The 17,264-nt window shown below is 72.9% G+C and carries 14 protein-coding genes; 12 read left to right on the top strand and 2 right to left on the bottom strand.

Annotation, left to right across the window (positions count from 1 at the left end):
* Window positions 1–70: 70 nt before the first annotated feature.
* Genes ACQEVZ_RS22650 through ACQEVZ_RS22635 form a run of 4 tightly spaced genes read left to right on the top strand, consistent with a single transcriptional unit; the run spans window position 71 to window position 3,112 of the window.
* Window positions 71–1,564, top strand: a complete 1,494-nt coding sequence (locus ACQEVZ_RS22650) for an AMP-binding protein (protein ID WP_433369622.1) — start codon at window positions 71–73, stop codon at window positions 1,562–1,564.
* Window positions 1,561–1,806: a glutaredoxin family protein gene (locus ACQEVZ_RS22645; RefSeq protein WP_344511591.1), complete on the top strand. Its 246-nt coding sequence runs from the start codon at window positions 1,561–1,563 to the stop codon at window positions 1,804–1,806. The genes ACQEVZ_RS22650 and ACQEVZ_RS22645 overlap by 4 nt, the downstream gene beginning before the upstream one ends.
* Window positions 1,803–2,432, top strand: a complete 630-nt coding sequence (locus tag ACQEVZ_RS22640) for an HAD family hydrolase (RefSeq protein ID WP_433369618.1) — start codon at window positions 1,803–1,805, stop codon at window positions 2,430–2,432. The genes ACQEVZ_RS22645 and ACQEVZ_RS22640 overlap by 4 nt, the downstream gene beginning before the upstream one ends.
* 35 nt (window positions 2,433–2,467) lie before the next feature.
* A complete protein-coding gene (locus ACQEVZ_RS22635; RefSeq protein WP_344511637.1) occupies window positions 2,468–3,112 on the top strand; it encodes a response regulator transcription factor in 645 nt (214 codons plus the stop codon).
* A 69-nt stretch (window positions 3,113–3,181) separates the two neighbouring features.
* On the opposite strand, the gene ACQEVZ_RS22630 is transcribed toward ACQEVZ_RS22635, so the two are convergent.
* Complete coding sequence (locus tag ACQEVZ_RS22630; RefSeq protein WP_344511595.1) at window positions 3,182–4,474, bottom strand: sensor histidine kinase; 1,293 nt, start codon at window positions 4,472–4,474, stop codon at window positions 3,182–3,184.
* 402 nt (window positions 4,475–4,876) lie between these two features.
* On the opposite strand from ACQEVZ_RS22630, the gene ACQEVZ_RS22625 reads away from it, so the two are divergent.
* The 5 genes from ACQEVZ_RS22625 (at window position 4,877) to hemB (ending at window position 10,543) form a co-directional block, all read left to right on the top strand.
* Complete coding sequence (locus tag ACQEVZ_RS22625; protein WP_344511596.1) at window positions 4,877–5,623, top strand: redox-sensing transcriptional repressor Rex; 747 nt, start codon at window positions 4,877–4,879, stop codon at window positions 5,621–5,623.
* An 85-nt stretch (window positions 5,624–5,708) separates the two neighbouring features.
* Complete coding sequence (locus ACQEVZ_RS22620) at window positions 5,709–7,016, top strand: glutamyl-tRNA reductase (RefSeq protein ID WP_433369613.1); 1,308 nt, start codon at window positions 5,709–5,711, stop codon at window positions 7,014–7,016.
* The gene (gene hemC, locus ACQEVZ_RS22615; RefSeq protein WP_344511600.1) at window positions 7,016–7,954 is read left to right on the top strand and encodes a hydroxymethylbilane synthase; all 939 of its coding nucleotides are present in this window, start codon (window positions 7,016–7,018) and stop codon (window positions 7,952–7,954) included. The genes ACQEVZ_RS22620 and hemC overlap by 1 nt, the downstream gene beginning before the upstream one ends.
* A complete protein-coding gene (locus ACQEVZ_RS22610) occupies window positions 7,938–9,521 on the top strand; it encodes a uroporphyrinogen-III synthase (protein ID WP_433369609.1) in 1,584 nt (527 codons plus the stop codon). Before hemC ends, ACQEVZ_RS22610 begins: the two co-directional genes overlap by 17 nt.
* A 41-nt stretch (window positions 9,522–9,562) precedes the next feature.
* Window positions 9,563–10,543 carry a porphobilinogen synthase gene (hemB, locus tag ACQEVZ_RS22605; RefSeq protein WP_433369606.1) on the top strand — a complete coding sequence of 327 codons (981 nt, stop codon included), beginning with the start codon at window positions 9,563–9,565 and terminating at the stop codon, window positions 10,541–10,543.
* Window positions 10,544–10,793: 250 nt separating this feature from the next.
* Here the strand turns inward: hemB and ACQEVZ_RS22600 are convergent, their stop codons facing one another.
* On the bottom strand, window positions 10,794–12,344 hold the full coding sequence (locus ACQEVZ_RS22600) for a GGDEF domain-containing protein (RefSeq protein ID WP_344511605.1): 1,551 nt from the start codon (window positions 12,342–12,344) through the stop codon (window positions 10,794–10,796).
* A 238-nt stretch (window positions 12,345–12,582) separates the two neighbouring features.
* Here ACQEVZ_RS22600 and galE point away from each other — a divergent pair, with 238 nt between their 5' ends.
* From galE to pelF, 3 genes are all read left to right on the top strand, one after another.
* A complete protein-coding gene (galE, locus tag ACQEVZ_RS22595; RefSeq protein ID WP_433369602.1) occupies window positions 12,583–13,554 on the top strand; it encodes a UDP-glucose 4-epimerase GalE in 972 nt (323 codons plus the stop codon).
* Window positions 13,555–13,722: 168 nt separating this feature from the next.
* The gene (locus tag ACQEVZ_RS22590; RefSeq protein ID WP_433369599.1) at window positions 13,723–15,735 is read left to right on the top strand and encodes a hypothetical protein; all 2,013 of its coding nucleotides are present in this window, start codon (window positions 13,723–13,725) and stop codon (window positions 15,733–15,735) included.
* 10 nt (window positions 15,736–15,745) lie between these two features.
* Window positions 15,746–17,209 (top strand): GT4 family glycosyltransferase PelF, encoded by a 1,464-nt coding sequence (gene pelF / locus ACQEVZ_RS22585; protein ID WP_344511610.1) that lies wholly within the window; start codon window positions 15,746–15,748, stop codon window positions 17,207–17,209.
* The last annotated feature ends 55 nt before the right edge of the window (window positions 17,210–17,264 follow it).

The following is a 17,264-nucleotide window of genomic DNA, read 5'->3' as shown; positions in this document are numbered from 1 at the left end:
GAGGGTGATAGGTGACGGGTGATCTCTCAGGTGGCGGCAACTCACCCGTGACGTGGCAGACTGATCGACCGTGCAGGACGTCACGAACTTCGCCGACCTGGTCCGGCGCGCCGCCGCCTCCGCTGGCGCCCGACCGGCCCTGCGATCACACGCCACCCTGATCACCTGGTCGGAGCTCGACCGGCAGGTCGACGCGGTCGCCGCGCACCTGGCCGGGCTCGCCCTGCCAGCCGACGACCACGGCCCCGCCCGGGTCGCGATCGCGCTGCCCAACGTGCCGGAGTTCGCCGCCGTGTTCTTCGGGGTGCTGCGCGCCGGGCTGGTCGCCGTCCCGATCAACCCCGCCTACACCGCCCGCGAGCTGACCCACGTGCTCACCGACTCGGGCGCCGCGGTCCTGGTGGGCACCCAGCCGGTGACCGCCGCCGTGGAGGCGCCGGCCCGCCGGTACACCCTGGGCGGCAACCTGCCGGAGCTGCTCCAGCCGGCCGCCGCCGCACCGGCCGAGACGCATGGCGGCCTGGCGCTGCTCCTCTACACGTCCGGCACCGCCGGCGCCCCGAAGGGCGCGATGCTGTCGCACCGGGCCCTGCTCGCCAACCACGAGCAGCTCGCCGCGATCGACCCGCCGCCGGTGCGCCCCGACGACGTGCTGCTGCTCGCCGTGCCGCTCTTCCACGCGTACGGGCTGAACAGCGGCCTCGGCGCCGTCGCCTACCACGGCGCGTGCGGCGTGCTCGTCGAGCGGTTCGACCCCGCCGACTCCCTGGAGGCCATCGAGCGGCACGGCGTCACCGGCGTCGTCGGCGTCCCGCCCATGTTCATCGCCTGGTCGCTGATGGGGGAGCGGCTCGCCCGCGCCTGGTCCGGTGTCCGCCTCGCCGTCTGCGGCGCGTCACCGCTGGACGCCGCCGCCGAGCGGCGCTTCGCCGAGGCGACCGGGAAGCCGGTGCATCAGGGGTACGGGCTGACCGAGGCCGCCCCCGTGGTGTCCAGCACGCTCTCCGGCCGCACGGTCAAGCCCGGCTCGATCGGCCGCCCGATCCCCGGCGTCGAGCTCAAGCTCCTCGACGCCGGCGGTGAGGAGGTGCTCCTGGACGAGGACGACGAGGTGCGCACCGACCCCGGCGAGATCGTCGTGCGCGGCCCGAACCTCTTCGACGGCTACTGGCCCGGCGGTGAGGAGGCGCCCGGCGCCGACGGCTGGTGGGCGACCGGCGACGTCGCCTACGCCGACGAGGACGGCGACCTGTTCATCGTCGACCGGCTCGGCGAGCTGATCCTCGTCAGCGGCTTCAACGTGTACCCGCACGAGGTCGAGCTCGTGCTGGCCGCGCACCCCGCGGTGGTGGAGGCGGCCGCGCTGGGCGTGCCCCACCCGTACACCGGCCAGACCGTCAAGGTCGTCGTCGTGCGGCGCCCCGGGTCACAGGTCACCGCCGAGGAGCTGATCGCGCACTGCGAACGCAACCTCGCCAGGTTCAAGTGCCCGACCGCCGTCGAGTTCGTCGACGAGCTGCCCCACTCCGCGACCGGCAAGATCCGTAAGGCGGCGCTGCGATGAGGCTCACCCTGTACACCCGGCCCGGCTGCCACCTGTGCGACGTCGCCAAGGAGGCGATGGAACGGGTCGCCGCCGCGACCGGCGAGGCCTGGACCGAGGTCGACATCACCGGCGACGAGGCCCTGGAGGAGGAGTACGGCTTCCGCATCCCGGTCGTCCTCCTCGACGGCAGGGAGCACGGCTACTGGCGCGTGGAGGAGGACCGGCTCCTGCGCGACATACGGCTATCCTCACCCGCGTGAAGCACCTCGTCTGGGACTGGAACGGGACCCTGCTCGACGACCTGAAGCTGGTCGTCGACGCCACCAACGTCTGCCTGGCCACCGTCGGCGGCCCGGTGATCACCGCCGCCGACCACCGCCGTGACTTCCGCCGCCCGATCCTCGACTACTACGCGCACGTGCTCGCCCGCCCCGTCGACCAGGTCGAGTTCCAGCTGCTCGACGACGCGTTCCACGACGCGTACCGGCTGGGCATGGCCGACGTGCAGCTCGTCCCCGACGCCCTCGCCGCGATGGGCCGCTGGACCGGCACCCAGTCGCTGCTGTCGATGTTCTTCCACGACGAGCTGCTGATCGAGGTCGAGCGGCACGGCCTCGGCGCCCGGCTGGTCCGCGTCGACGGCCTGCCCGGCACCGTCGGCGGCCACCGCAAGGCCACCTACCTGGAGCGCCACCTGCAGGCCCTCGCCCTCGACCCCGCCGATGTCGTGCTCATCGGCGACTCCGTCGACGACGGCGAGGCCGCCACGTCCGTCGGCGCGTCCTGCGTCCTGTACGCCGGCGGCTTCACCGACGAGACGCTGCTGAAGGCGACCGGCCTGCCGGTGGCGTACACGCTGCTCGAAGCCGTCGAGCTGGCGGCATGAGCGGGCCGGAGCGAAGCGGAGGTGACAGCATGAGTATGCGGGTGGTTGTCGCGGATGACGCGGTGCTGCTGCGGGAGGGTCTGGTGCGGCTGCTCACCGAGAGCGGCCACACGGTCGTCGCCGCCGTCGGCGACGGCCCGAGCCTGGTCGCGGCGGTCGTCGAGCACCGGCCCGACGTCGCGATCGTCGACGTGCGGATGCCGCCGTCGCACACCGACGAGGGCCTGCGCGCCGCCGTCGAGGCCCGCCGGCAGGTGCCGGGCACCCCGATCCTGGTCCTGTCGCAGTACGTCGAGGTCTCCTACGCCGACGACCTCCTCGCCGACCGGGCCGGCGCCGTCGGCTACCTGCTCAAGGACCGCGTGTCCGACGTCGCCGACTTCCTCGACGGCATGCGGCGCGTCGCGTCCGGCGCCACCGTGCTGGACCCGGAGGTCGTCGGCCAGCTGCTGGTCCGCCGCCGCCGCGACGACCCGTTGCGCAGCCTCACCCCGCGGGAGCGCGAGGTGCTGGGGCTGATGGCCGAGGGCCGCTCCAACACGGCGATCGCCCGCAAGCTCGTCGTCACCGACGGCGCCGTCGAGAAGCACGTCAAGAACATCTTCACCAAGCTCGACCTGCCCCCGGACGACGAGCAGCACCGCCGGGTGCTGGCGGTGCTGACGTACCTGCAGACGTGAGGCCCGGCCCGGACCTCACGGCGGCTCAGATGGGGGCGGCTCAGATCGGGGTGGCTCGGATCGGGCGGCTCAGACGGGCAGGATCGCGGTGAGGCGGGTGCCCTCGCCGGGCGGGCTGGTGACGGTCATCTCGCCGCCGGCGGCCTTGACCCGGTCGGCGAGGCCGGTCAGGCCGTGCCCCTTGGCCAGGCTCGCCCCGCCGACGCCGTCGTCCTCGACGGTGACCAGCAGCCCGTACGCCGACCGCTGGAGCCGCACCCGGCACTCCTCGGCACCGGCGTGCTTCGCGACGTTGGTCAGCGCCTCGGCGACGACGAAGTAGGTCGTGGTCTCCAGGCTCTCCGCCAGCCGCTCGTCCAGCTCCGGCAGGTCCAGGTCCACGGGCACCGGCGACCGGCCGGCGAGCGCGGTCAGCGCGGCCCGCAGCCCGCGGTCGACCAGGATCGGCGGCGCGATGCCGCGCGACAGCGCCCGCAGCTCGTCGAGCGTCTCCCGGGTCTGCGCGAGGGCCTCCGCGACCGTGGCGCGCGCCGCCTGCGGGTCCGACTCGAACTGCAGGTCGGCCCGGCCGAGGTCCATCGCCAGCCGCACGAGCCGCTGCTGCGGGCCGTCGTGGATGTCGCGCTCGAGGCGGCGCAGCGCGGTCGCCTCCGCGGAGACGGCGGCCTCCCGCTGGGCGCGGGCGGCGTCCCGGCCGGCCTCGGCCTCCGCGACCCGCTCCCGCAGCTCGTTGACGCCGTTGAGCAGCGCCCGGGCGAACTGCGCCTCCAGCTGCGCGGCGCCCCGCACGACCGGCACCAGGGTGAGCGCGAAGATCAGGCCGAGCCCGGTGTAGAGCAGCACCCGGCCGCTGTCGCCGCCGCCGATGCCGATGAGCTCGTTGAGGTCCTTGTTGTCCGGGGGGCGGGGGATCGACCAGTCCCATAGGATGGTGGTGACACCGCTGAGGGCGCCGACCCACCAGGTGACGACGAACGCGAAGGCGATCGTGCTCGGGATGAAGCGCAGGATCCCGTGCAGCAGGTCCAGCCACGACTGGCCGTCGCTGAGCGGCACGATCATCTTTCGCCAGAAGCCGTCGTCCGGGTCGGGTTTCTTGTAATAGGGGTGTGGTAGCCGGGTCCGGAGCACGGGTCCGATCCGCGCGCGCTCGACGGTGGCGAAGCCGCGGGCCTGGAAGAGCGTCGCGACCAGGATCGGGAAGCCGAGCACGGTGACGATCAGCCCGACGCCGAGGGCGAAGCCGACGAGGAAGAGCACCACGGTCAGGATGCCGAGTGGGAAGCCGAGCAGCACGTACTGGGTGTCAACGGCAAGCTGGCGGAAGACTCCGCGGCGGCGAGGGGTGATGGTCGTTGTCATGTCATCGACGCTATGCATGACGCCCCGCCCATCCCATCCCGCCGCCTGGCTTCTCGGTAGTAGGGGCAACCCTACCGAGACGTGTAGCCTGGCTACTGGTGAGTTCTTCTCTTCCGCGTGTCGTCAGCGAAATGCCCGATTTTGTAGTGATACTTCATCGAGCGCCCGCCCGCTGCCGGCCAGGTCCGGGGAAGGGGCACGCAGGTGCCGCGGGGGCATTCCATGTCGACATGGACCGCACGGGCGGGCGCTGACCTCTATGTGGTTGGCGTGGACGCTTCAAGATCGCGATTTGTGCACGGCTTCACAAGCGCCTACTCTGTTGCAACGACGAACCCCGCTAGCACAGGCGGTCACAGCCATCGCGAGCGGCCTCGCATACCGTCGTCGTCACGGAGACTCATGAGCCAGCAGCGCACCGGCCCCACCGGCGGACCGGACTTTCCGGACCTCCCGGAGGCGACCGTCGCCCGGCTTCCGGAATACCTGCGCGCCCTGCACCACCTCGCCGAGGACGGGCACGACACGGTCTCCTCGGAGGGCCTCGCAGCGGCCGCCGGCGTCAACTCCGCCAAGCTCCGCAAGGACCTCTCCCACCTCGGCCGCACCGGCACCCGCGGCGTCGGCTACGACGTGACGTTGCTCATCGACCAGATCGAACAGGTCCTCGGGCTCACCCACCGCAGGGCCGTCGCCCTCGTCGGCGTGGGTAATCTCGGTCACGCCCTCGCCGGGTACGCCGGCTTCGGCACCCGCGGCTTCCGCATCGCCGCCCTCTTCGACGCCGACCACGGCCGCGTCGGCGAGCACATCAACGGCCTCGTCGTCCGCCACATCGACGACCTGCCCGAAGTGGTCGAACAGGAATCGATCTCGATCGCGGTCATCGCCACCCCCGCGCACGCCGCCCAGCACGTCGCGGACCGCCTCGTCGAGGCCGGCGTCACCAGTGTCCTGAACTTCGCACCATGCGTCTTGAACGTTCCCGACGGCGTCGACGTGCGTAAGGTCGATCTGGCCATCGAACTGCAAATCCTGTCCTTCCACGAGCACCGCAAGTCAGCGCTGACCGCGCTGCCGGCCGCGGTGCAGAAACCCGGGCGGGTCGGCATGGCCAACCGGCTCGGCGGGGAGGCGGTGGCCACGTGAACAGTTCGGGGCACAGCGGAGCAGCCGTCCACCAGCGGCTCGGCGCCGGATCAGGCCGGCGCCGCAGCGCAGCGCAGGTGACGGCATGAACGGATCCAACCTGCTCGTCGTCGGCATCTCGCACCGGACCGCCGGGGTGCCCCTGCTGGAGCGCCTCGCCGTCACCGGCGAGCAGCTGCCCATCCTCCTGCGCGAGCTCGTCGCCCAGCCGTACGTCGACGAGGTCGTCGTCCTGTCGACCTGCAACCGGGTCGAGATCTACGCCGCCGTCACCGCCTTCCACGGCGCCCTCGCCGACATCGGCGGCGTCCTCGCCGCACGGTCCGGCACCACCGTCGGCGACCTGGCCAGCCAGCTCTACGTCCACTACGAGGTCGACGCCGTCCGGCACGCCTTCCGCGTCGCCGCCGGCCTCGACTCCATGGTCGTCGGCGAGGCCCAGATCCTCGGCCAGCTCCGCGACGCCTACGGCGCCGCCGCCGAACACGGCACCGCCGGCCGCGTCCTGCACGAGCTGCTCCAGCAGGCGTTGCGCGTCGGCAAGCGGGTCCACGCCGAGACCGAGATCGACCGCGCCGGGCAGAGCGTCGTCAGCGCCGCCCTCGCATACGGCCAGGGCGCCACCGGCCCCGTCGAAGGCCGCCCCGCGCTCGTCATCGGCGCCGGCGCCATGGGCGCCCTGTCGCTCGCCACGCTGCGCCGGTCCGGCGCGCACCCCCTGTACGTCACCAACCGCAGCCACGAGCGGGCCGAACGGCTCGCCGAGCTGCACGGTGCCGTCGCTGTGCCGTACGCCACCCTGCCGACCGCACTGGAGCAGGTCGACGTCGTCGTCAGCGCCACCGCCTCACCCGAGCCCGTCCTCGACGCCGCCCTGGTCGGCGCCGCCCTCTCCGGCTCCCGTGACTCGCTGCTCGTGCTCGACCTCGCGCTTCCGCGGGACGTCGCACCCGGCGTCGGCGACCTGCCCGGCGTCACGCTCGTCGACATCGAGCTGCTGTCGACGTCGCTGTCCACCACCGCCGACGCCGAGCAGCGCGCCGCCGAGGACATCGTCGCCGGCGAGGTCGAGGCGTTCCTCACCTGGCTGCGCGGCGCCGACGTCGCGCCCACCGTCGCCGCCCTGCGCGCCCGCGCCGACGAGGTCGTCGAGGCCGAGCTCGGCCGGCTCGCCCAGCGCTGCCCCGAGCTCACCGACGGCCACCGCGCCGAGGTGGCCCACAGCGTCCACCGGATCGTCCAGCGGCTCCTCCACCAGCCGACCGTCCGCGTGCGCCAACTTGCCGCCGAACCCGGTGGCGAGGCATATGCTCAGGCGCTCCGGGAACTATTTGATCTGCAGATCCCCACCGCCGACATCGACCCGGCCGCCGCAGGCGAGGTGCACCCCTGATGTCCACCAACCCGTTGCGACTCGGCACGCGGGGCAGCGCCCTCGCCATGGCGCAGTCCGGCACCGTCGCCCAGGCCGTGCGCGACCGCACCGGCCGCGACGTGGAGCTCGTCGAGATCGTCACCCCCGGCGACCGCTCCAGCGCGCCCATCCAGACCCTCGGCGTCGGCGTCTTCGTGTCCGCGCTCCGCGACGCCCTGCTCGCCAAGGAGATCGACTTCGCGGTCCACTCCTACAAGGACCTGCCGACCGCCCCCGCCGACGGGCTCGTCGTCGCCGCGATCCCGCCGCGCCACGACCCCCGCGACGCCCTCGTCGCCCGCGACGGCCTCACCCTCAACGAGCTGCCCGCCGGCGCGCGTATCGGCACCGGCGCACTCCGCCGCATCGCACAGCTCAACGCGCTCGGCCGCCACTTCGAGCCGCTCCCGCTGCGCGGCAACGTCGACACCCGCCTCCGCAAGCTCGCCGAAGGCGAGTACGACGCGATCGTCCTCGCCCACGCCGGCATGGCCCGCCTCGGCCGCGGCGGCGAAGCCACCGAGGTCCTCGACCCGCTGCTGATGCTGCCCGCCCCCGCGCAGGGCGCACTCGCGGTCGAATGCCGAGAAGACGATGCCGAGCTGCGCGACCTCCTCGCCGCGCTCGACGACGAATACACCCGCGCGGCGGTCACCGCCGAGCGGGCGCTCTTGGCCGAGCTCGAGGCGGGATGCTCCGCCCCGATCGCGGCACTGGCCGAGGTCGCAGAAGGCGACGACGGCCCGGAGATCTATCTGCGCGGTGCCGTCTTCAGCCCGGACGGCGGGTTCGCCCTCCGGCTGTCGCGCACCGGAACGCTCGCCGACGCCGCGGAGGTGGGCCGAGCCTTGGCCCGCGACCTGCGCGAAGAAGGCGCCGACAACGCACTGGGAGTGCAGCATGACCCGCACCCGTAAGGGCAGCACCGGCCGGATCGCCTTCGTCGGGGCCGGCCCCGGCGATCCAGGCCTGCTGACGCGTCGCGCCCATGAGGCGCTGGTGTCCGCCGACCACATCGTCCACGACCGCAACGTCCCCGAGTCGCTGCTCAGCGTGATCCGCGCCGAAGCCGACCCCGAGACGCAGTTCTCCCCGGCCGAGGGAGCGCCCGGCGACGTCGCCAAGGTGCTGCTGTCCGCGGCCCGGTCCGGGCTGCGCGCCATCCACCTCGTCGGCGGCGACCCGCTCGCCCACGACACGGTGCTCAAAGAGGTGCAGGCCGTCGCCCGCACCGCAGTCCCGTTCGAGGTCGTCCCCGGCATCGGACAGGCGGCGGGCGTCGCCACGTACGCCGGCGTCCCCCTCCCCGGGGTTCGCGTCACCGCCGACGTCGACGACGTCCAGAGCGTCGACTTCGAGTCCATCGCCGCCGCCGTCAGCCGGGGCTCCTCGGCCGTCGCCGTCGACGCCGGTGACCTCGCCGCGGTCCGCGACGGCCTCCTCGCCGCCGGCGTCGACCCCGCCACGCCCGTCTCCGTCACCGGCGACGGCACCGGCGAGACCCAGTACAGCTCCGCCACGACCGTCGACAGCATGGTCGCCGCCGCGCTCGGCTTCGCCGGCCGGGTCGTCCTGTGCCTCGGCGCCGGCGTCGCCCAGCGCGAGAAGCTCGGCTGGTGGGAGAACCGCCCCCTGTACGGGTGGAAGGTCCTCGTCCCCCGCACCAAGGAGCAGGCCGGCGCGATGAGCGAGCGCCTGCGCGCCTACGGGGCCATCCCGTGCGAGGTGCCGACCATCGCGGTCGAGCCGCCCCGTACACCCGCCCAGATGGAACGCGCGATCAAGGGCCTCGTGGACGGCCGCTACGCCTGGACCGTCTTCACGTCGGTCAACGCCGTCCGCGCCGTCTGGGAGAAGTTCGCCGAGCACGGCCTCGACGCCCGCCACTTCGGCGGCGTGAAGGTCGCCTGCATCGGCGAGGCGACCGCCGAGGCCGTCCGCGGCTTCGGCATCGTCCCCGAGCTCATCCCCGCCGGCGACCAGTCCTCCGAAGGGCTCCTCGCCGAGTTCTCCCCGCACGACGAGATCCTCGACCCGGTCGGCCGGGTGCTCCTGCCCCGCGCCGACATCGCCACCGAGACCCTCGCCGCCGGACTCACCGAACTCGGCTGGGAGGTCGACGACGTCACCGCGTACCGGACCGTCCGCGCGGCCCCGCCGCCGGCCGACATCCGCGACGCCATCAAGTCCGGCGGCTTCGACGCGGTGCTCTTCACCTCGTCCTCCACCGTCCGCAACCTCGTCGGCATCGCCGGCAAGCCGCACGCCCGCACCGTCGTCGCCGTCATCGGTCCCAAGACCGCCGACACCGCCGTCGAGTTCGGGCTCCGCGTGGACGTCCAGCCGCCGCACGCCTCCGTGTCCGACCTCGTCGAAGCCCTCGCCGGCTACGCCGTGGAACTGCGCGAGAAGCTCGCCGCGATGCCTGCCAAGCAGCGCCGCGGCTCCAAGGTCCAGGGCCCGACCGCGCTCCGGTTCCGTTAGGTCGTCATCCGCTAGATCGTTTTTGCCGCAGGGGGTTCACCATGGCTGGCTACCCGACCGTCCGCCCACGCAGGCTGCGTCGTACCCCAGCGATGCGACGGCTCGTCGTCGAAACGCACGTCGAGCCGTCGAACCTCATCCTGCCCATGTTCGTCAAAGAGGGCCTCACCGAGCCGCGACCGATCTCGTCGCTGCCCGGTGTCGTCCAGCACTCCCGCGGATCCCTGCGGAAGGCCGCCGTCGAGGCGGTCCAGGCAGGGGTCGGCGGCATCATGCTCTTCGGCGTGCCCACCTCCCGGGACCCGCAGGGCTCCGCCGGTACCGACCCCGACGGCATCCTCAACGTCGCCATCCGCGACCTCGCCGCCGAGGTCGGCGACGCCACCGTCATCATGAGCGACCTCTGCCTGGACGAGTTCACCTCACACGGCCACTGCGGCCTGCTCGCCGCCGACGGCACGGTCGACAACGACGCCACCCTCGAGGCGTACGCCACGATGGCGGTCGCCCAGGCCTCCGCCGGCGCTCACGTCCTCGGCCCCTCGGGCATGATGGACGGCCAGGTCGGCGTCGTCCGCCGCGCCCTGGACGAGGCCGGCTTCACCGAGGTCGCCCAGCTGGCCTACGCGGCGAAGTACGCCAGCGCCTTCTACGGCCCCTTCCGCGAGGCCGTCGAGTCCGCCCTCGTCGGCGACCGCAAGTCGTACCAGCAGGACCCCGGCAACCTGCGCGAGGCCCTCCGCGAGGTCGCCCTCGACATCGCCGAGGGCGCCGACATGGTCATGGTCAAGCCGGCCCTGCCGTACCTGGACGTCCTCACGAAGGTTGCCGCCGCGGTCGACGTGCCCGTCGCCGCCTACCAGGTCTCGGGCGAGTACGCGATGGTCGAGGCCGCCGTCGCCAACGGCTGGCTGGACCGCGACCGCGTCATCCTGGAGACCCTCACCTCCATCCGCCGCGCCGGCGCCCAGCTCATCCTCACCTACTGGGCCGTGGACGCCGCCCGCCTGCTCCGCGCCTGACCCGCCTTTTGTCAACTCACCCCGGTTACACCGGGTGACGATGCGGTTCGCCGGTTTGGAAGCCGGGTCTAGGCTGGGATAGAGCGGAACGCCCACCGGCCGTCAGACCTCGCACCTCCGACACCCACCGGACCGCCTGCCTCGCTGAGCGGCCCGGACCTTCCTGAGCAGCCCCCGCCCCGCCCCCGCGCCCGCGCGTGTCCCGGACCGGGTGGGACAGGCTGGCCAGCGGTGGACGGGGGAGCGCAGGTCAGGCGGCGAGGCGGTCGCGGCCTGTGCGTTTGGCGGTGTAGAGGTTGCGGTCGGCGAGGTCGTAGAGTTCGCGGCCGTCCATGCCGTCGTCGAGGGCGGCCACGCCGATGCTCAGCGTGACGTGCAGGCCGAACGCCAGCTGGTTCCAGTCGCGGGCGGTGACGACGTTGAGGATGCGTTCGCCGATGCGGGCGGCGGTCGGCAGGTCGGTGCGCAGGAAGAGGGCGAACTCGTCGCCGCCGAGGCGGACGGCGGTGTCCTCGGGGCGGCAGTGGGAGCGCAGGATGGCGGCGATCTCGCGCAGGACACGATCGCCGACGATGTGGGAGAAGCGGTCGTTGATGCCCTTAAAATGGTCAATGTCCACTAAAAGTAGGACTAGGGTGCCTGCGACGCCGGCCAGCTGACGGTCGAACTGGCGGCGGTTGCCGAGGCCGGTCAGGGCGTCCGACGCGGCCACGCGGTCGGCGCGGGCGCGGGCGGCCTCCAGGTCGACGCGGCGGCGGGCCTGCTGGAGCATCGAGCGGCGCTCCAGGCGGAGCCGCCACAGGTGGCGGGCATGGGCGCGGACCGCGTTGAGCAGAGCGCCGGTGGAGTCGCCGGGGAGCTCGGCGGCGGCGAGGAGGGCCAGCTCGTACTGGAAGATCAGCCGCTGCGGGCTCAGCGGGGCCAGCTCGTCGGCGGCGAGGAACTCGCGGCGGGCCTCGCGGAGGCGGCCGGTGCAGCGCAGGGCGATGCCGTACGCGAGGTGGGCCAGGCGGGCCTCGTGCTCGTGGCCGTTGGTGCGCAGCGGCACGACCAGCGAGTCGGCGAGGACGAGGGCCTCGTCGACGGCGCCGATCTTCACCAGGCCGAGCGTGTAGAGGACGGTGGCGAGCGGCGCGTCGTGGAAGTGGTTCTGCACCCAGTACCGGACGAGGCCGACGCTGCGGGCGAAGCGCACGTTCGCCTCCTCCACCAGGCCGACGTGCTCCAGTCGCAGGCCCCACTCGAGGAGCAGCTCGGCGCGCTGCAGCTCGGCGGCGGCGCGCTGGTCGGTGCCGGGGCTGAAGGACTCGACGGCGAACGCGGACACCTCGTCGGCCAGCTCGTACAGCTCGGCGGCGCGCGCGGCCTCGCTGACCGACGACATCGCGGAGATGTACCGCACGTTGCCGCGCGGGATGGTCTCCATCAGCCGCAGGGCGCTCGCGAGGTGGTGCAGGCCCTCGTCGAGCAGGCCGAGCTTGATCAGGATCTCGGCGGTGTCGGCGAGGATCTTCGCCTCGCCGGTGCGGGTGCCGGCGGCGCGGTGCATCTGCAGGAGGCGGTCGGCCTCCTCCAGGGCCTCGTGCAGCCGGCCGAGGCTGATCAGCGCGTACAGGCGGCCCTGGCGGATCATGCCGGCGCTGCGGTCGTCGCCGAGGATGGCGACGACGTGTTCGAGCCGGTCGGCGAGCTCGAGCGCCTCGGAGTTGCGGCCGTGCACGGTCAGCTCGTGCACCTGCAGTGACAGGTCGTGGTGCGGTCCGAAGGGCCACAGCGGGATCGGCAGCCGAGCCTCAGTCATGTGCCTCCCCCGTCCGGTCGTTGGTCGTCGTTCCGACCAGAGACGTCGGCAGCGCGACGGCCGGCATGAGCCTTGCGACGCGCCTCTCACTCGAATAGGCGTAAATCGGACAAAACGGAAGGCGCGGGTCGAAGAAGCGGGCAAACTGGGGGGACTTTGGTCGGACTTTTGGGTGTTCCAAGTGTCAGGAACCCGACAGTTGCCCGATTCGTAGTGATAGACCCTCGTTGCCCCCATCGTGAGATGGCTTGTCACTGGAGGCGCCGGGTACATCGGCGCGCACGTCGTCACCGCCCTCGGGGCGTCCGGGGTCGAATCGGTCGTCGTCGACGACCTGTCGACCGGGCGCGCCGCCCGCCTGCCGCTCGGGGTGCCGCTGGTGCGCGCCGACGTGCGCGACAGCACCACGATGCGCGACCTGTTCCGCCGCTTCCAGCCCGACGGCGTCATCCACCTGGCCGCCCGCAAGGACGTCGCCGAGTCGACCGCCCACCCGCTGCGCTACTACCAGGACAACCTCGACGGGCTGCGGTCCGTCCTCGCCGCCGTCGCCGCGACCGGCACCCGGTCGGTCCTGTTCTCCTCCAGCGCCGCCGTCTACGGCACGCCGACCTGCTCGCCGGTCAGCGAACTGGCCCGCACGGCACCCGAGAACGCGTACGGGCGCACCAAGCTGATCGGTGAATGGATGCTGCGCGACGCGGCCGCCAGCGTCGGGTTCGGCTGGGCGGCGCTGCGCTACTTCAACGTCGCCGGCGCCGGCGCCCCGCACCTGCGCGACCACGGCGGCACCAACCTCGTGCCGCGACTGCTGCAGGCGGCCGCCGAGGGCCTCCCGGCGGTCGTCTACGGCGACGACTACCCGACGCCCGACGGCACCGCCGTGCGCGACTACGTCCACGTCGCCGACATCGCCGAGGCCCACGCCCACGCGGCGCTGGCGCTCAGGGACGGCGACCTCCACGACGAGGTCCTCAACATCGGTCGCGGCGAGGGCGCCTCGGTGCTGCAGATGATCGCCGCGGTGTCCGGCGCGTTGCGGTTGCCGCTGCCGTACGTCGTAGCGCCCCGCCGGACCGGCGACCCCGCGGCGGTCGTCGCCTCCCCGGCCCGGGTCCACGAGCTGCTCGGCTGGCGCGCCCGCCACGACCTCGACGAGATCGTCCGCAGCGCCGCCGCCACCCCCGTCGCGGAACCCCAGGCCGCCTGACCCCGCCGCCACCCCCTCGAAGAGCCTGACCCCCGCCGTCCCCGGTCGCGGAGCCCCAGGCCAGGGTGCCTGACCCGCCCGCCGCGGCACCTGCTCGTACACCTGCCGAACGAAAGCACGGACAAGCGACAGCGAACAGCGAAACCCCCCGCCCGAAGGAGCAGCACGTTGAAGTTCCGGATCCGCCGGCGAGCCATCGCCGGTGCCTGCGCGCTCGTCGGCCTCACCGGCCTCGTCTTCGCCCCGCCGGCGCTCGCCGCCGAACCACGCCAGCGCATCGACCTGCGTGTCCTCGTGCTCGACGACGGCAGCACCGGCGTCGACATGCTCCGCGCCCAGCTCGACCGCGAAGGCGTCCCCTACGACGCGCTGCAGCTCGCCGACGCCGGCCGGGCCCGGATCAGCCCCGCGTTCCTCGCCGACTCCGTCAGCGGCGTGCGGCGGGCCAAGTTCCAGGGCGTGATCGTGCCGAACGAGAGCGCGGTCACCGGCACCGAGGCGACCGCCCTCGCCGACTTCGAACGCGAGTTCAAGATCCGCCAGATCGACGCGTACACGTGGGCGAACCCGAACGTCGGGCAGGACCTCGCCTGGAGCGGCGTGCTCGACGGCGCGACGATGACCGTCACCGACGCCGGCAAGGCCGCCGGCTTCGGCTACCTCAAGGGCACCGTCCGCATCGACGACCGCGACCCGGCCGTCATCGAGTCCTACGGGTACCTCGGCACCCGGCGGGAAGGCGCGACCTTCACCCCGCTCGTCACCGGCTCGGTGCCCAACGCCCCGACCGGCTCGCTGATGGGCGTCTACAACCACGACGGCCGCGAGGAGCTCGTCGTCACGCTCGCCGCCAACCGCTACCAGACCCACGCGATGGAGCTCGGCCACGGCCTGATCACCTGGCTCACCAAGGGCGTCCACCTCGGCAACACCCGCAACTTCCTCAGCGTCCACGTCGACGACGTGCTCCTGCCCGACGACCGGTGGGACACCACGCACAACTGCACCGTCGGCGACGACTGCGGCCCCGGGATCGAGAACACGACGATCCGGATGACGCCCGCCGACGTGCAGGCACTCATCGCCTGGCAGCAGGCCAACGACCTCAAGCTCGACATCGCGTTCAACGGCGGCGGCAGCGTCGAGGCCGGTGCCGGCGACCCGCTGACCACCGCCATGGTGAACAACAAGAACCAGTTCCGCTGGATCAACCACACGTACGAGCACCCGTACCTCGGTTGCGTCCAGGACTTCACCGTGTCGCCCTGGAAATGCGCGACCGACGGCTACGGCGCCACCCGGTGGACGTCGCAGGCCGACATCACCGCCCAGATCAAGCGCAACATCGACTGGGCGAAGAGCAAAGGCATCACCGTCGACGCCGCCGAGCTCGTCACCGGCGAGCACTCCGGCCTGAAGACGCTGCCGCAGATGCCGGCCGACAACCCGAACCTCGCGCCCGCGCTGAACGGCACCGGCGTCAAGTACATCGCCTCCGACGCCTCCCGGGAGCAGACCACCCGCGCCGTCGGCAACGCCGTCACCGTGCCCCGCTACCCGATGAACATCTACTACAACGTGGCGACGAAGGCCGAAGAGGTCGACGAGTACAACTGGATCTACACCAGCCGGGCCCACGGCGGCAGCGGCATCTGCGAGAACAACCCCGCCTCCACCTGCATCACCCCGCTCGGCGCCAACGGCTTCGACACCTACATCGTGCCGGTCGAGGCCCGCATCGCCTACGACCACGTGGTCTCCACCAGCCCGGCGCCGCATTACGCGCACCAGTCGAACCTCGCCGAGGACCGCATCCTCTACCCGGTCCTCGACGCGGTCCTCGCCCGCTACACCGCGACCTACACGAGCGCGACCCCGGTCGTGAACCCGAAGTTCGCCGAGACCGCGCTGCAGAACAAGCGACAGGCGGCGTGGGCGGCGGCGCTGCGGAGCCGGGCCGTGGAGGCGTACACGCTCGACGGCCGGGTCACCGTCGTCAACCGGGGCGGCGGCGCCCTCGACGTGCCCATGACCATGCCGAACGGCACCAAGGTCATCAGCATGTCGGTGCTCGGCATCGAGGTCGTCGGCGGGAACTTCGGCGACCCGTACGGCGGCGAACGCTCCACCTGGCGGAGCCTCGGCCGCGGCGCGTCGCAGCAGCTGCGGCTGCCGGCCTGAGGTCCGCGCCGTGCGTGTCGTGCTCGTCAACGAAGGCACCTACCCGTACGTCACCGGCGGCGTCAGCACCTGGTGCGACCAGCTGGTCCGAGGACTGTCCGAGGTGGACTGGGACCTCGTCGCCATCGTCGGCACCGAACCGGACCGGCCCGCGGTCCAGCTGCCCGGCAACGTCCGGTCGCTGACCGCGGTCCCGGTCTGGGGCACCGCCCGGCCCGCCCGCGGCAGACCCGAACGGGCCGCCGCCAGGCTGTGCCGGGGCATGCTCGGCGACACCGCGGCCGACCTGGTCGTGTTCTCCGAGGGGCTGCGTGAGCTCGCCGAGCTCGCGCGGCCCCGCCCGGGGCGGTTCCTGCCCGCCCGCGGCGGACGGCATCCACTGGCCGGCGCCAGGCTCGCGGACGTTCTGCTGGACGCGTGGGCGCGGGCCAGGTCCGACGGCATCCACCTGCCGCGGCTGACCCTTCGCGACGCGGATGTCGCCGGTGTACTGGTGGAGCACGCGCTCCGCCCGCTCGCCGCCGAGATCCCGCCGGACGCGGACCTCGTCCACGCCAACGCCAACGGCCTGTCGGCCATGGTCGCCCTCGCCGCGAAGTGGCGCCTCGGGGTGCCGTTCATGATGACGGAGCACGGCGTGTACCTCCGGGAGCGCTACCTCAGCGCCGGCGACCAGTCACCCGGCGTCAAGACGGCGCTGCTGCGCTTCCACCGCGCGCTCGCCCGGCTGGCGTACTGGGAGTCGGACCTCATCACCCCCGTCAGCGGGTTCAACTCGCGGTGGGCGGTCCGGCACGGCGCAGACCCGGCGAAGCTCGCCGTCATCGGCAACGGCGTCGACCCGGCCCGCTTCCCGCCGCTGCCCGAGGAGCCGGCCGGGCCGGTCATCTCCTGGGTCGGTCGGATCGACCCGCTCAAGGACCTCGAAACCCTCATCCGCGCCCTCGCGGTGGTCCGGGCGAAGGTGCCCGACGCGCGGCTCCACCTCGCCGGGCCCGTCCCGGCCGGCAACGAGGCCTACGCGGCCGCCTGCCGGGACACCGCCGCCGAGCTCGGCCTCACCGACGCGGTCACCTGGGCCGGGCCGTGCGCGTCCAGCCGGGACGCGTTCGCCGAGGGGCAGGTCGCGGCGCTGTCCAGCATCTCCGAAGGCATGCCGTACACGGTGCTGGAGGCGATGATGTGCGGCCGGCCGACGGTCAGCACCGACGTCGGCGGCGTCGCCGAGGCCGTCGGCGACGCGGGGCTCGTCGTGCCGCCCCGCGACCCGCAGGCGTTCGGCGAGGCGTGCGTCGCACTGCTCACCTCGCCCGAGCTGCGGGCGGCGACCGGCCGCGCCGGCCAGGAACGGGCGCTGAAGGAGTACACGCTGGACCGCTGCCTGTCGGCGTACCGCGGCCGGTACCAGCGGCTGACCGGCCACCGCGTCACCGCCTCGGCACCCGTCCCCGACCCCGTCCTGGTGCCCGCGTGAGCGGGCCGGAGCGCAGCGGAGGTGGCGGCATGAGCGGGCCGGAGCGCAGCGGAGG

Source organism: Dactylosporangium sp. CA-152071 (assembly GCF_050936335.1).
GTDB lineage: Bacteria > Actinomycetota > Actinomycetes > Mycobacteriales > Micromonosporaceae > Dactylosporangium > Dactylosporangium maewongense.
This window is presented reverse-complemented; position numbering and strand designations above follow the sequence as displayed.